At 63.5% G+C, this 13,654-nt stretch carries 13 protein-coding genes and 2 pseudogenes; 12 read left to right on the top strand and 3 right to left on the bottom strand.

All coding sequences use genetic code 11. The annotated features are described in order from the left end of the window. The first annotated feature begins 712 nt into the window (after window positions 1–712). From WJU18_RS00135 to WJU18_RS00105, 7 genes and pseudogenes are all read left to right on the top strand, one after another. Window positions 713–1,327, top strand: coding sequence for a LysE family transporter (locus tag WJU18_RS00135; RefSeq protein ID WP_423458160.1), 615 nt, complete (start codon window positions 713–715; stop codon window positions 1,325–1,327). A 22-nt stretch (window positions 1,328–1,349) separates the two neighbouring features. Further along, complete coding sequence (locus WJU18_RS00130; RefSeq protein WP_423458159.1) at window positions 1,350–2,135, top strand: ParA family protein; 786 nt, start codon at window positions 1,350–1,352, stop codon at window positions 2,133–2,135. Between the two features lie 22 nt (window positions 2,136–2,157). Continuing rightward, window positions 2,158–2,776, top strand: a pseudogene (locus WJU18_RS00125) (RBBP9/YdeN family alpha/beta hydrolase). A gap of 20 nt (window positions 2,777–2,796) precedes the next feature. Next, a complete protein-coding gene (locus tag WJU18_RS00120) occupies window positions 2,797–3,348 on the top strand; it encodes a cysteine hydrolase family protein (RefSeq protein WP_423458158.1) in 552 nt (183 codons plus the stop codon). A gap of 106 nt (window positions 3,349–3,454) precedes the next feature. Further along, a pseudogene (locus tag WJU18_RS00115) lies at window positions 3,455–4,428 on the top strand (ParB/RepB/Spo0J family partition protein). A gap of 36 nt (window positions 4,429–4,464) precedes the next feature. Next, window positions 4,465–4,755, top strand: coding sequence for a YlcI/YnfO family protein (locus tag WJU18_RS00110; protein WP_423458157.1), 291 nt, complete (start codon window positions 4,465–4,467; stop codon window positions 4,753–4,755). Next, window positions 4,752–5,063: a type II toxin-antitoxin system RelE/ParE family toxin gene (locus tag WJU18_RS00105; protein ID WP_423458156.1), complete on the top strand. Its 312-nt coding sequence runs from the start codon at window positions 4,752–4,754 to the stop codon at window positions 5,061–5,063. Before WJU18_RS00110 ends, WJU18_RS00105 begins: the two co-directional genes overlap by 4 nt. Before the next feature lie 60 nt (window positions 5,064–5,123). Here the strand turns inward: WJU18_RS00105 and WJU18_RS00100 are convergent, their stop codons facing one another. Beyond that, on the bottom strand, window positions 5,124–5,549 hold the full coding sequence (locus WJU18_RS00100; RefSeq protein ID WP_423458155.1) for an organic hydroperoxide resistance protein: 426 nt from the start codon (window positions 5,547–5,549) through the stop codon (window positions 5,124–5,126). A gap of 94 nt (window positions 5,550–5,643) precedes the next feature. Further along, window positions 5,644–6,093, bottom strand: a complete 450-nt coding sequence (locus WJU18_RS00095; protein WP_423458154.1) for a MarR family winged helix-turn-helix transcriptional regulator — start codon at window positions 6,091–6,093, stop codon at window positions 5,644–5,646. A gap of 193 nt (window positions 6,094–6,286) precedes the next feature. Here WJU18_RS00095 and WJU18_RS00090 point away from each other — a divergent pair, with 193 nt between their 5' ends. Then, window positions 6,287–8,341, top strand: a complete 2,055-nt coding sequence (locus WJU18_RS00090) for a peptidoglycan-binding domain-containing protein (RefSeq protein ID WP_423458153.1) — start codon at window positions 6,287–6,289, stop codon at window positions 8,339–8,341. A gap of 83 nt (window positions 8,342–8,424) precedes the next feature. Here the strand turns inward: WJU18_RS00090 and WJU18_RS00085 are convergent, their stop codons facing one another. Beyond that, on the bottom strand, window positions 8,425–9,192 hold the full coding sequence (locus WJU18_RS00085; RefSeq protein ID WP_423458152.1) for an AraC family transcriptional regulator: 768 nt from the start codon (window positions 9,190–9,192) through the stop codon (window positions 8,425–8,427). Window positions 9,193–9,358: 166 nt separating this feature from the next. Between WJU18_RS00085 and WJU18_RS00080 the strand changes: the two genes are divergently transcribed. From WJU18_RS00080 to WJU18_RS00065, 4 genes are all read left to right on the top strand, one after another. Further along, window positions 9,359–10,555 (top strand): MFS transporter, encoded by a 1,197-nt coding sequence (locus WJU18_RS00080; RefSeq protein ID WP_423458151.1) that lies wholly within the window; start codon window positions 9,359–9,361, stop codon window positions 10,553–10,555. A 179-nt stretch (window positions 10,556–10,734) separates the two neighbouring features. Beyond that, window positions 10,735–11,889, top strand: a complete 1,155-nt coding sequence (locus tag WJU18_RS00075) for an aromatic ring-hydroxylating oxygenase subunit alpha (protein ID WP_423458150.1) — start codon at window positions 10,735–10,737, stop codon at window positions 11,887–11,889. Between the two features lie 23 nt (window positions 11,890–11,912). Next, complete coding sequence (locus WJU18_RS00070; protein WP_423458149.1) at window positions 11,913–12,557, top strand: TetR/AcrR family transcriptional regulator; 645 nt, start codon at window positions 11,913–11,915, stop codon at window positions 12,555–12,557. Between the two features lie 37 nt (window positions 12,558–12,594). Next, the gene (locus tag WJU18_RS00065) at window positions 12,595–13,569 is read left to right on the top strand and encodes an NAD(P)H-dependent flavin oxidoreductase (protein WP_423458148.1); all 975 of its coding nucleotides are present in this window, start codon (window positions 12,595–12,597) and stop codon (window positions 13,567–13,569) included. The last annotated feature ends 85 nt before the right edge of the window (window positions 13,570–13,654 follow it).

Here is a 13,654-nt window from a genome sequence, read left to right as displayed (position 1 = left end):
GATGGGGGCTTTCACGGCGGTTGATCCGAATGGGCTTTTGTTGTGCAGATACTGCAGTGAAAGCCCCCACAGGATGGCCTGCCCCCCAACCCTCCCCCAGAGGGGGAGGGAGCAAGACCATCAAGCAGTGCGAGGTCTATTGATTCGCAGGCCGAGCGCAGCAATGGCCCGAGCCGCGGGTCCCCTCTGGGCGTGCCGAGGAGCGCAGAGCGAGGGGTGGGCAAGGGCACTGCAAGATGCCCTTGCTTCGTGCTCTGACTTGCTGCAGCTGTTTGAGCGGAGTGAGCGAAGCGATCGTAGCGAGTTCTGCAGCACCACCCCTCGATTGAGCACCGCAGGTTGCCCGTAGCGAAGCGAAGGGACACGTCCAGTGGGGTCGCCTTTCTTTGGCCTACGTTTCTTTGGCGACGCAAAGAAAGGTAGGTGCACCGCCGGGGGCAATCCCGGCCTCCGACCGTAGGTCAACAGCAGAATGCCATTCAGACCAACCGCTATGAAACCCCCACTCAAGCCCTCCCGCATGACAAAGACCCCGAAAGGCGCCGATTCCAACCCCACCATGCATCCCTTCAAGGCCAAACTCCACAATTCCTTCAACCTCATGTTTCACGTGGAACAAATAGAAGGTTTTCGGCCCCGAAAACGCCCGCGCCGAGGTACTAATTGCGCCAAACCAAGGTTTAGCCCTTCAAGCCCGGTACACTCCTCACTCATGCTCGCCATCACCGATTACCCAGCCTTCGTCATCGCCATTCTGTTATTCCTGGCTATTCCCGGTCCAGGCAACCTGGCGTTGATCTCAAGCACAACACAAGGCGGTATTCGAGGCGGTTTGGCCGCCACTCTGGGGGTCATCGCGGGTGATCAGATTCTGATGTGGTGCGCGGTCGCCGGCGTGGCGGCATTGCTCAAGGCGTATCCCACTGCCTTCGCGGCCGTGCAGTGGCTGGGTGCGGCTTATCTGGCGTGGCTTGGATGGCGGATGTTGATGGCCAAGCCGGGGCAGGGCAGCGTCCTCAAGCTGGCACCTCATCATTTCGCCAAGCAGGCCTTTTTCATCACCTTGCTGAATCCGAAGGCCATTGTTTTCTACATGGCTTTCTTCCCGCTGTTCATCAACCCTGCCCGGCAACCAGGCCTGCTGACCTTCGCAGCCATGGCGGTGACCGTGGCCGCCCTGACTTTTCTCTACGGCCTGGCCGCGACCCTAATTTCACACCACATGGCCGAGCGTGTACGCGCCAACCCCCGTATTTCAAGCATCTTCACCAAGCTGGCAGGCATCTTCTTGATCGGGTTCGGTGTACGGCTGGCCTTGACGAAGTAAGCGAACACTTTCCGGATATCCCATGGCGCAAATCTTCTGCATCGCAAACCAAAAAGGCGGCGTCGGCAAGACCACCACAACTGTCAATCTGGCGGCTGGCCTGGCCATGATCGGCCAGCGGGTGCTGTTGGTCGATCTCGACCCGCAGGGCAACGCCACCATGGGGTCAGGCGTCGACAAGCGGTCGATGGAGCTCTCGGTGTACGACGTACTGCTGGAATCCGCCACCGTAGCCGAAGCCGTCATCGTGCCGCCCAGACTGCAGGAGGCCGGAGCCGCTTACGGCGTGCTCGGGGCCAACCGCGAACTGGCCGGCGCAGAGGTGGAGCTGGTGAGCGAGGAGCGCCGTGACCGCCGCCTGAAGGACGCGCTGGCCAAGGTGGAGGCCGACTACGATTTCGTGCTGATCGATTGCCCGCCATCCTTGAGCATGCTGACCCTCAACGGCCTGTGCGCCGCACAAGGCGTGATCGTGCCCATGCAGTGCGAATACTTTGCCCTGGAAGGCTTGGCCGACCTCACCAACACCATCAAGCAGGTGCACGCCAATTTGAACCGGGACCTTCGGCTGATCGGCTTGCTGCGTGTCATGTTCGATCCGCGCATCACCTTGCAGCAGCAAGTCAGCGAGCAACTCAAGAGCCACTATGGCTCCAAGGTGTTCGATACCGTCATCCCGCGCAATGTGCGCCTGGCCGAAGCGCCCAGCTATGGAATGCCCGGCCTGGTGTTCGATCCCTCCGCCAAAGGCAGTCAGGCATTCCTGTCGTTCGCCAAAGAGATGGTGGCGCGGGGCCTGAGAGATTGATTTGCTATTAAATAGATAGCTGATGGCCATTCCACAAGTTCTGATACTTCCCGGTTGGCAGGGGAGTGGCGCCGGGCACTGGCAAAGCCGCTGGGAAGTGCTGTATGGCTATCAGCGCGTCGAACAGCACGATTGGATGCGCCCGCTGCGTGGCGACTGGATGCTGCGCCTGGAAGAAGAGGTGTTGAAGGGCGGAGATCCTCTTTTGTCGCCGGCCAGCCCCAAGACAAAAGACGCCCCCTGGGGGCAGCGGACCTCGCGAAGCGGGGGAGCGTGGGGGTCTTTTTTTAGTGGCGCATAGCCTGGGGTGCATCCTCGTGGCCTGGTGGGCCGCACATTCGCGGCACACGGATCGTGTGGCAGGGGCGCTGCTGGTGGCGCCGCCTGACATTGAGCGCGACGACAACCGCCAGGCCATTCCCGGTTGGACACCCGTGCAGCGCCAGCGCTTGCCTTTCAAGAGCGTGCTGGTGGCCAGCAGCGATGATCCCTTCTGCAGCCTGGACCATGCCAGCCGCCTCGCCGCCGACTGGGGCGCCAGCTTCTATCGGCTGGGCGCCAAGGGGCACATCAATGCCGACTCAGGCTTGGGTGATTGGGAAGAGGGGCATGCATTGTTGGCAAACTTGAGCCATTCTTGATCAGCTTGGTGGAGACGCTCATGAAACCCGCTCTGCTCATCATCGACGTCCAGGAAGCCCTGTGCCAAGGCCCTGGAGCAGCTTTCGACAGCCGTGGCGTCATCCGGCGCATCAATGCACTCGCGCGTGCCGCGCGCGTGGCCCAGGCGCCAGTCATCTGGGTGCAGCACGAGGATTCAAGCCGGCTACGGGCCGGAACGCCCGGTTGGGAGCTTGCGAAGGGCCTGGAGGTAGAGGCGGCCGATTTGCGCCTGTCCAAAACCACACCTGACAGCTTCAACCGCACCTCGCTGGAGGCGATGCTGAAAGAGCACGCCGTCGACACCCTGATCGTCTGCGGCATGCACACCGAATTTTGCGTGGACACCACCTGCCGCCGTGCACTGGCCCTTGGCTGGCCGGTGCTGCTGGCGCAGGATGCGCATACCTCCGCCGGCAACTCCGTGCTCACACCGGAGCAGGTGATTGCGCACCACAATGCCACGCTCACCGCCATCAGCAGTTTCGGCCCGCGCGTGCAGACCTGGCCGACCGAAGCGCTGCTGCACGCATTGGCGAAAGTGCACGCATGACGCTTTCCTGGACTGCCACTTTTCCGCATCCGATGGGGGCACATCACCTCCTACCCGCGCCAAGCATGACCATGCGTGCGCCTCATAAAACCAGAACCTGATCCCAATGGTCACCAAGAAACCCAAAGGCCTCGGCCGCGGCCTCGATGCGCTGCTTGGCCCCAGCCTGTCCGCGACAGCCTCAGACAGCAACCCCCAGCCCAACACGCCTGCCGGCACGCCGATGATGCTGCCGCTCGACGACCTGCGCCCGGGCCAGTACCAGCCTCGCACGCGCATGGACGAGGGCGCGCTCTACGAGCTGGCCGAGTCCATCAAGTCGCAAGGCATCATGCAGCCGATCCTGGTCCGGCGCCTGGATGGCAACCGTTCTTCCCCCCGGCCAGCAGTCCGCTGGGCACGGTCAATACCGGCGCCCACTACGAAATCATCGCGGGCGAGCGCCGTTTCCGTGCTGCCCGGCTGGCGGGGCTGGCCGATGTGCCGGTGCTGGTGCGAGAAGTACCCGACGAAGCTGCCGCGGCGATGTCGCTGATCGAGAACATCCAGCGCGAGGATCTTAATCCGCTGGAAGAGGCCCAGGGCCTGCAGCGCCTGGTGAAGGAGTTCGAGTTGACCCATGAGCAGGCGGCCCAGGCTGTGGGCCGCAGCCGCAGTGCCGCCAGCAACCTGTTGCGCCTGCTGCAGTTGGCCGAACCGGTCCAGACCATGCTCATGGCTGGCGACATCGACATGGGACATGCGCGTGCGCTACTGGTACTGGAAGGCGCGGCGCAGATCACGGCGGCCAACCAGGTCAGCGCCAGGAAACTGTCGGTGCGTGAAACCGAGAGTCTGGTCAAGCGCCTCGCCGCCGAATTCAACCTCACGGCTTCGCGGAAATCTTCCCACGCGGACGAAAAATCAGGCGATGTCCGCCGTGTCGAGGAGGAGCTGTCCGATCTGCTGATGGCGCAAGTCGAAGTGCGGGTGAAGAAGAAGACCAAGCGCGGCGGCAAGCTGGAGGAGGCGGGCGAACTGGCCGTGCAGTTCGGCTCACTGGAGGAGCTGAATGGCCTGATCGAGCGGTTGCGCGGGTAAGCTATATTTGCATAGCAATTGCACTACAATCGCCACATGAAGACAGCCCAGCTTCCTCCTGTACGCGTCACGCCTTTGGTCCGCAGGCAGATCGAAGGCGTCCTTCATCAAGGGGAAACCCTTTCGCAATTCATCGAGCAAGCTGCTACGGAGGAGGCCGAGCGGAGAACAAGGCAGGCGGAGTTCATTGCGCGCGGACGGGCATCATTGGCCCGCGCACTGGACACGGGTGAGCTCTATACCGCGAAGGATGTCCTGGACGCGATGCAGAAACGTCTCGACTTACGCTTGGCCTCTTCGCAGCGGCGCCAGCGCAAAGCAGTGTGACTTATGTGGTCAGCCTCACGCGAGAAGCGGTAGAGGACTTGGGAAGGCTGGAAAGCTTTCTTCTGGATGCGGCAGCCGAGCGAGGAGATTGGGACTTGCCAAGCCGAGCGATGAGGGCTATCAGGCAAGAGTTCAGGATCCTCGAGCGCAATCCGTTTACTTGCCGTATTGCCCTTGATGACCGGTTTGAACGGGAGCTGGTGATCCCGTTCGGTTCTACTGGGTATGTGGCGCTGTTTCGCATCCTAAGCGAAACGGAGGTCGTGATATCGGCTATTCGTCACCAGCGAGAAGATGGCTACGATTAGCTTGAAGGCTACACATAGTGAATGTTCACGGCCCTTTGATGCACCCCAAGCGCCGGGCCGTTAAGCAATCACCAGCTCGACCGGGATGTTGCCGCGTGTGGCGTTGGAGTAGGGGCAAACCTGGTGGGCGGTTTCCACCAGTTTCTTCTTGGCATCTGCATCCAGGCCGGGCAGGGTGATCGTCAGTTTCACGGCGATCCCGTAGGCGGCGCCGCCATTGGTCGGGCCCAGGGAAACGTTGGAATCGATGGCGACATCATCGGGCACCTTCACGCCGACCTTGGGGCCGACCGCCTTCATCGCTCCGATGAAGCAAGCGGCATAGCCAACGGCAAAGAGCTGCTCGGGGTTGGTGCCGGGCTTGTTCGAGCCAGGCGAGCTGAGCGTCACTTCCAGCGCGCCGTCGCTGGTCTTGCCGGCGCCGTCGCGGCCGCCCGTGGTGTGGGCTTGCGCGGTGTAGAGGACTTTGTCGAGTTGCGTGGTCATGGTCGTTCCTTCGGTGGTGGTGGAAAGTGCTTCGGGATGAAGCGGGGAGAAAAGTAGGCAGCGCTTGCGGGATGGTCAATGGCCGTTTTCAGGTTCAAGCCATCTTGAGCCGATCCCGCAACCCGCGCAACTGTTGCGTGAGCGCGACCAGCTCGTCGATGGAGCATTGGCTGGCGGCCAACAGGCATTCAGGCACCTGCGCGGCGCGGGCCTTGAGCCGGCGGCCGGCGGCGGTGAGCATGATGTGCACGCGGCGCTCGTCGGCGGTATCGCGCATGCGTGACACGAAGCCCGCCGTTTCCAGGCGCTTGAGCAATGGCGTGAGCGTGCCCGAATCCAGGGAAAGCCGCTGGCCCAGGGCCGAGACCATCTGAGCGTCTTCTTCCCACAAGGCCAGCATCACCAGGTACTGCGGGTAGGTCAGCCCCAGTTTGCCCAGCAAGGGTTTGTAGAGCTTGGTCATGGCCAGCGACGCCGAATACAAGGCGAAGCACAGCTGGTTGTCCAGCTTGAGCAGATCGTTGGCGGGCAATGAGTTTGGCATGACATAAATTGTAGCTAACAATTTAATTGTGTGCAATTTAAATGGAAAATGAAGAGGAACAGCGAAATGGAAATTGCGGCCAGCCACGCTCCATGAAGACTCGGTCAACAAGCCATCTGCAGAGGAGAACGTGTTCAAAGATGCAAATTATCGTAACCTTCGCGTATTCCAGCCGCCTAAAAACCGTGACGCCATGAGCAAGCCCACTCCCAAAACTCGAAACTTCGCGCATGCCGCGCTGCTGTGTGGCGGCGGTCTGGCTCTGGCGGCCGGCGCCCATGCCGCCGCGCCCGATGAGTGCCTGGCCACTATCCTGATACCCGCACGTTTCGAAACCCGCAGTGAACAGGTGCTGGTGACGCCCGCCACACGGCGCGAAGAGGTGGTGCCTGCCACCTACAAAACTGTCACGGAGCAGGTGCTGGTCAGCCCTGAAATGCGCCGGCAGGTGCCCGTGCCCGCTACCCTGCGTACTGTCACCGAAGACGTGGTGCTGCGCCCGGCCGGCATGCGCGACGAACCCGTGCCCGCTACTTTCAAGAGCACCACCGAGCAGATCGTCACACGCGAGGCGGCGACCCGGGTGGAGGTGGTGCCCGCCATTTACCGTACCGAGCGGGTCCAGGTCGTCGACGTGCCCGAGCACACCATCTCCCGCGCGGTGCCGGCGGTCTACAAGGAAGTGGAAGAGCAGGTGCTGATCAGCTCCGCCACCACCCGGACCGAGACCGTGCCCCCTCGCTACCGGACCGAGGTGGAGCGCGTCATGGTGCGCCCTGAGATCGTGCAATATGTGCCGGTACGCCTGCCGATGAAACAGGTAGCCGGGCAACATCTGCGCAGTGAGGCCACCACACGCATTGAGGCCTTGCCGGCGATTACCCGCACGGTCACCGAGCCGATGGAGGTGCGCGCGGCCACCACGCGCCGGATGGAAATTCCGGCGGTTTATGAGGTCGTCACAGACCAGGTGAAGGTCAGCGAGTCCTATCGCGAATGGCGGCGCGGGCGTGCCTGGGTGGGCCAGGCGGTCCAGGTCGTGCCGCTGCGCGGCTTCGTGGTGGATGCAGAGGGGCGTTTTCAAGGCCATCCCGTGGCGGAGGGGCGCGCGCCGGTGGCCGCGGCCCGCGGCGGTGTCTCGCGTGGCGTGATCGATACGGGGGCCACGCCTTCGGACAACAGCCATCTCGAGGACGACGTGATGTGCCTGGTTGAAATCCCGGCGCAATACCAGAGCGTGACGCGGCAGGTGCTCAAGGCCGCGGCCACCACCAGCGAGATCGTCGTCCCGGCCGAGTACAGGAACGTGAGCCGCCAAGTGATCGAGCGTCCCGCCACAGAGCGCGTCGTGCCGGTCCCGGCCCTCTACCAGACCGTGCACCGGCTGGAGGTCGATTTCGAGCGTGCCCGCGCGCAGGGCTACCAGTTCGACAGTGCTGGCGAGCCCATCGCCACCCCCAAGGGCGAGCGCCTGATCCGTGCCGCTGCGGTGGCCGACCAACCGGGCATGCAGGCCAGCCGCGCCGCAGGGCCTGACAGCTGGGTGCGCGAAGTGCGCATTCCCGCGGTCTACCGCAACGTCAACCGCTATGTGCCTGAGCAAGAAGCCGGTGTGCGCGTGGTCGACGTGCCGGCGGTCTACCGCACCATCAAGCGCCGCGTCGAGGTGGCGCCGGCCAGGACGGAGGCGGTTCTGGTGCCCGCCACCTACAAGACGGTGTCCCGGCAGGTGCTTGAGCGCCCCGAGAGCACGCGCCAGGTGGCGGAGCCGGCCCTGGTGCAAGCCGTGACCAGGCGCACCCTGGACCAACCCGCCAGCCTGCGCCAGATCGAAGTGCCGGCGCTGACGCAGGCATTCGAGCGCCAGGTCGTCGATCAGCCTGCCAGCCTGCGCGAAGAGATCGTGCCGGCGGTCTACCGTGCGGAGACGCGGCAGGTGGTCGATCAGCCTGCCGGCAAGCGCTGGGTGGAGGTGCCCGCGGTATACGACACGCTCACCTGGCAGGTGAAGGTCGCCGAGGCGCGTGAGGAGCGCCGTTCGGTGCTGTGCGAAACGAACACCTCGCCAGGCAAGATTGCCGAAATCCAGCGTGCGCTGCAACGAGCCGGCTTCCATTCCCTGGAGGCCAATGGCGTCCTGGGCAATCTGACACTCCAGGCTGTGGCCCGCTACCAGCAGGCGCGCGGCCTACCGGTCCATGGCTATCTGGACGTCGACACGGTGCAGGCCCTGGGGGTGTCCAGGTAATTTTCTTTCTCCCTCTGGGAGAGGGTGGGGATGAGGGCTTTCACGGCGGTTGATCTGTGTGCGGCTTTCATCGGTCTTATCCGTCACCTGAAAAACGCGCTCGGCGACTGCCCGAAGTGCCGCTTGAACATGGTGGCGAAAGCCCCGGGGCTGTCGTAGCCCGCGGCCAGGGCGACGTCGATCACGCGCTCGCCTTGCGCCAGCCGCTCCAGCGCATGCAGCAGGCGCGCCTGCTGCCGCCAGCGGCCGAAACTCATGCCGGTGTCGCGCGCGAACAGGCGCTGCAAGGTCTTGGGGTTCACGTGGATGCGTTCTGCCCAGTCCTCCAGTGTGGACGGATCGTCAGGCCGCTGCTCCAGCCGTTGCGAGATCCGCTGCAGGCGCGGGTCCGCCGGATGCGGAAGGTGCATGGGCAGCACGGGCAGGACGCGCAACTCATCGAGCAACAGGCGCATGAGACGGCCATCGCGGGAATCCGCTTCGTAGGGCAGGGGAATGCCCATGGCGGCCCGGATGAGCTCGCGCAACAGCGGTGAAATACCCACCACCTGTGCGTGGCTGGCAAGGCCAGGCGCGGCGTCGGGCCGCACGAACAGGCTGCGCATCTGCACCTCGCCCAGGTAGCTGACCCTGTGCGTCATGCCCGCCGGCATCCAGAGCGCACGCGTGGGCGGCACGATCCAGCGGCCTGCTTCGGCCGTGACCGCCATCACGCCATGCATGCTGTGAATCAACTGATGGTGGTTCGGATGGTGATGCTCGCCTGTGGAGGTGCCCCCGGCGTAATCGGTGGCACGGGTGGTCACTGGCAGCAAGCTGGCATCAATGTCCGGATGAGGGGAGATGGACATGTCCTTTTCGCGGAAGTGGGGGACTGAATGGCGCAAGACGGGTTCCCATCTTATGCCTAACATCGGCTCTTCGCTTGTCAAGAGGTGAAGCACCAGGGCGCGAACGGAATGTTCACGCGCCCGACCTCCGGATCAGGCCGCTGTTTTCCTTTCAATCTTTCTTCGCATGTCCACCATCACTGTTCCATCCGGCGCGCCAGCCAAACCGCAGGCCTCGTTCGGCGTGTTGGGCGCGATCAGCGCCTCACACCTCATCAATGACATGATGCAGTCGCTGATTCTGGCGATGTATCCTGTCCTGCAAGGCAACTTCAAGCTGAGCTTTACCCAGATCGGCCTGATCACGCTCACCTACCAGCTCACGGCCTCGCTGTTCCAACCGCTGGTGGGCTTGTACACCGACAAGCGCAGCACGCCGTATTCGCTGCCCATCGGCATGTGCTTTACGCTGTGCGGCTTGATCCTGCTGGCATTTGCGCCCAATTTCCACACCGTGCTGCTGGCGGCGGCATTGGTGGGCACGGGCTCTTCCGTGTTTCACCCTGAGTCCTCGCGTGTAGCCCGCATGGCCTCGGGCGGACGGCATGGATTGGCGCAATCACTGTTCCAGGTCGGGGGCAATACCGGCACCGCGTTGGGGCCTTTGCTCGCGGCGGCCGTGGTGGTGCCCTTCGGGCAGCATAGCGCGGCGTGGTTCGCGCTGGCAGCGCTGCTGGGCATCTTCCTGCTGTCGAAAGTCAGCCGCTGGTATGCGCAGCAGCACCGCATCGCCAAGGCTGCTTCCACGGCCGTTTCGCCCTTGCCGCGCCGCACGGTGCTGGGCGCGGTGGCGGTCCTGCTGGTGCTGATCTTCTCGAAGTACTTCTATGTCGCCGGTCTTTCCAGCTTCTATACCTTCTACCTGATTCACCATTTCGATGTGTCGGTGCAGAACGCACAGGTCCTGCTTTTCGCATTCCTGTTCGCATCCGCCCTAGGCACACTGTTGGGTGGGCCGGTGGGCGACCGCATCGGCCGCAAGCCGGTGATCTGGGCGTCCATCCTGGGCGTGGCGCCGTTCGCGCTGATGCTTCCCTACGCCAACCTGTTCTGGACCGTCGCGCTCACCATCGTGATCGGCCTGATCCTCTCCTCGGCGTTCTCCGCCATCCTGGTCTACGCGCAGGAGTTGATCCCCGGCAAGATCGGCATGGTCTCCGGCCTGTTCTTCGGCTTCGCTTTCGGCATGGGCGGCCTCGGCGCTGCGGTGCTCGGCGTGCTCGCCGACCACACCAGCATCGACTACGTCTACAAGGTCATCGCGTTCCTGCCGCTGCTGGGCATGGTCGCGGCGCTGCTGCCCAAGATCGACAAAAAGGCCTGAGGCCTCCCTGAGACCGCCGAGCTCCAGCTCGGCATTCTCCCTCCGCACGGCCGGCATATGGCATGTGCGAGAGGGTATTCGTATTCGACCTCATTGACATACTGACTAGTCAGTCGGTAGTATGAATCTGAAAGCCCAAGCCCCATGGGGGCCTGTGCGGCAGCCAGCAGAAGATCCATATGACCGACGAATTCGCCACTGAACTCCATCGCCGGGCCACCGCAGCCCTGAAGGCGGGGCGCGGGGATGCCTCGGGCCAGAGCGAGCGGATACCCATTGGCCAGTACACCGATGAGGCTATGGCGCGCCAGGAGCTGCGCCTGTTACGCCGGTATCCCCAGCCCGTGGCCGCCAGCGCATCGTTGGGATTGCCCGGCGCCTGGCTGTCGCTCAACCACCTCGGCACGCCCCTGCTGCTGGTGCGTCAGGAGAACGGGCAAATCCAGGCTTTCCTGAACGTCTGCCGCCACCGCGGCGCGCGCGTGGTGGCCGAGGGGAGCGGCAGCGGTGCCCACGCTTTTGTCTGCCCTTATCACGCGTGGACCTATCGGCCTGATGGCGCGCTGCGGGGCGTACCGGAATCCTTCGGCTTCCCGTCCTTGCAACAGGAAGAGTCGGGGCTGCGCCGGTTGGCAGCTACCGAGCGCGCCGGGCTGGTCTGGGTGATGCTCGATCCGTTGCTGTCAGGCAGTGATCCCGATGCCCACCTGGGCTCGCTGATGACGCACCTGGAATCATTGGCCGGGCTGCGCAACCCCGTCGGCTTCGCGCCGCGTTCGTACGAGATCGAGGCCAACTGGAAGCTGCTGATCGACGGTTCCTTCGAGGCCTATCACTTCAAGGTGGCTCACCGCGAGACCATCGCGCACATGTTCGAGAACAACACCCAGATCATTGATGAGCAGGATCTGAACCGGCGCCTCTATCTCGTCAAATCCAATTTTTCGAGAGATGAGCCAGGCGCTGATGGCTTTGAACCGCGGCGCTACGGCAATCTGCTCTATTTCTTCTTTCCCAGCACGACCATCCTTGTGCAGCCGGACCATGCGCAACTGAGCAGCCTGGAGCCACTGGGTGCTCACCGCACGCGCGTGCACGAAATCACCTTGATTCCCGAGGCCCCCGCCACGGACAAAGCCCTGGCGTATTGGGAGGCCAATGTCGCGCTGTACCGGCGTACCTTGGAGGAAGATTATGCGTTGTCCGAATCCATCCAGGCCGGCTTCGCGTCGGGCGCGAACGACGCGCTCACCTTTGGCACGTTCGAGTACAGCGCGCCGCGTTTTCATGCGCAATTGCGCCAGCAGATGGCTGCGGTGCCGCCTGCCCATTGACCGTCTCTTCCCCAAGATTCCGGATGCCAGACAAATCCCTGTCCAAGCCCATTCCCCGCAAGGAACTCATTCTGGAGCGGGCCGAATGGCACTTCGCCGAGCATGGCTTCCAGGGGGCATCGCTCTCGGCTATCGCGCGCGATTGCGAAGTCGGCAATCCTGGGCTGCTGCATCATTTTCCAAGCAAGCAAGCGCTGTACGGTGCCGTCCTGGAGAGACATGCCGATGAACTGGCGGCGCACATGCGCCAATGGGCGGACGACGAAGCGCGCGAGACCCGCCACCTGCGTGCCCGCCTGCTGACTTTCGTGACACTCCAGGTCGAATGGATGCACGCCCGCCCCGCAGGGGCCAAGCTCCTCCTGCGTGAAATGATGGACAACGCCGAGCGCATCCAGCGCGCGCAAATCCGTCCGCTCGAAGGCTCCTTGCGCGCCAGCCTGGCGCTGATCGAAGAAGCGCAGGCAGCCGGCGTGATGCGCCGCGAGCTCTCCGCCACCGTCATCCTCACGATCATTCTCGGGACCCTGAACTACGCCAAGATCGCACGACCCACTTTCAGCATGGCCTTCCCCGAGCCGGCGCTGAAGAGCGATCCGGCCTGGATGACCATGGTCGCGCGAGATGTGCTGAGCGTGGTGACCGTTGACGGCGCGTTGTCCGAATGAATTTTTTTCTCTCCACTCCAACCCAAGGAAGGCTGCTTTGAAAACCCGCATCACTGAACTCTTCGGCATCCGCCACCCGATCATCCAGGGCGGCATGCACTATGTCGGTTTCGCCGAGCTGGCAGCCGCTGTGTCCAATGCCGGCGGCTTAGGCATCATTACCGGCCTCACACAGAAAACCCCCGAACTGCTGGCCCGTGAAATCGCGCGCTGCCGCGAGATGACCGACCAGCCCTTCGGCGTGAACCTGACCTTCCTCCCGACCTTTACCTCGCCACCCTATCCCGAGTACATCGCCGCCATCATCGAAGGCGGCATCAAGGCCGTGGAAACCGCAGGCCGCAGCCCCGAGGCCTACATGCCCGCCCTGAAGGCCGCGGGCATCAAGGTGATCCACAAGTGCACCTCCGTGCGCCACGCGCTCAAGGCCGAGCGCATCGGCTGTGATGCGGTCAGCGTGGACGGCTTTGAATGCGGCGGCCACCCTGGCGAAGACGACGTACCCAACATGATCCTGCTGCCGCGCGCGGCCGAGGAGCTCAAGGTGCCCTTTGTGGCCTCGGGCGGCATGGCCGACGGCCGCAGCCTCGTGGCCGCGCTCGCGCTGGGCGCCGAAGGCATGAACATGGGCACCCGCTTCATCGCCACCAAGGAGGCGCCGGTACACGCCAACGTCAAGCAAGCCATCGTCAATGCCTCCGAGCTCGACACGCGCCTGATCATGCGTTCGCTGCGCAACACCGAGCGCGTGATCAACAACGCCGGCGTCGAGCGCCTGATCGAGATCGAAAAGGAAAAGGGCGACGCGCTGAAGATCGAAGACATCATGGAACAGGTCGCCGGCATCTACCCGAAAGTGATGACCGAGGGCGCCATGGACGCCGGTGCCTGGAGCTGCGGCATGGTCGCCGGGCTGATCCACGACGTGCCGAGCTGCGCTGAACTCATCGACCGCATCATGGCGCAGGCCCACGAACTCATCGCCAAGCGCCTCGCTGGGCTAATCCAGTAAGGGGCTTTCCTTGAATCCGCTCTGACGCCCAGGCCGGCAGCTATGCGCCGGCCCCTCCGCAGTGGAACCTTTTGCGCCGCACGGT

This window comes from Ottowia sp. VDI28, assembly GCF_049532675.1.
In the GTDB taxonomy this organism is placed as follows: domain Bacteria; phylum Pseudomonadota; class Gammaproteobacteria; order Burkholderiales; family Burkholderiaceae_C; genus Ottowia.
This window is presented reverse-complemented; position numbering and strand designations above follow the sequence as displayed.

Bases quoted from the DNA above. Each gene is read 5' to 3' on its own strand.
- WJU18_RS00135 (WP_423458160.1), top strand. From the start codon at position 713: ATGCTCGCCATCACCGATTACCCAGCCTTCGTCATCGCCATTCTGTTA.
- WJU18_RS00130 (WP_423458159.1), top strand. From the start codon at position 1,350: ATGGCGCAAATCTTCTGCATCGCAAACCAAAAAGGCGGCGTCGGCAAG.
- WJU18_RS00120 (WP_423458158.1), top strand. From the start codon at position 2,797: ATGAAACCCGCTCTGCTCATCATCGACGTCCAGGAAGCCCTGTGCCAA.
- WJU18_RS00110 (WP_423458157.1), top strand. From the start codon at position 4,465: ATGAAGACAGCCCAGCTTCCTCCTGTACGCGTCACGCCTTTGGTCCGC.
- WJU18_RS00100 (WP_423458155.1), bottom strand. From the start codon at position 5,549: ATGACCACGCAACTCGACAAAGTCCTCTACACCGCGCAAGCCCACACC.
- WJU18_RS00095 (WP_423458154.1), bottom strand. From the start codon at position 6,093: ATGCCAAACTCATTGCCCGCCAACGATCTGCTCAAGCTGGACAACCAG.
- WJU18_RS00090 (WP_423458153.1), top strand. From the start codon at position 6,287: ATGAGCAAGCCCACTCCCAAAACTCGAAACTTCGCGCATGCCGCGCTG.
- WJU18_RS00085 (WP_423458152.1), bottom strand. From the start codon at position 9,192: ATGTCCATCTCCCCTCATCCGGACATTGATGCCAGCTTGCTGCCAGTG.
- WJU18_RS00080 (WP_423458151.1), top strand. From the start codon at position 9,359: ATGTCCACCATCACTGTTCCATCCGGCGCGCCAGCCAAACCGCAGGCC.
- WJU18_RS00075 (WP_423458150.1), top strand. From the start codon at position 10,735: ATGACCGACGAATTCGCCACTGAACTCCATCGCCGGGCCACCGCAGCC.
- WJU18_RS00070 (WP_423458149.1), top strand. From the start codon at position 11,913: ATGCCAGACAAATCCCTGTCCAAGCCCATTCCCCGCAAGGAACTCATT.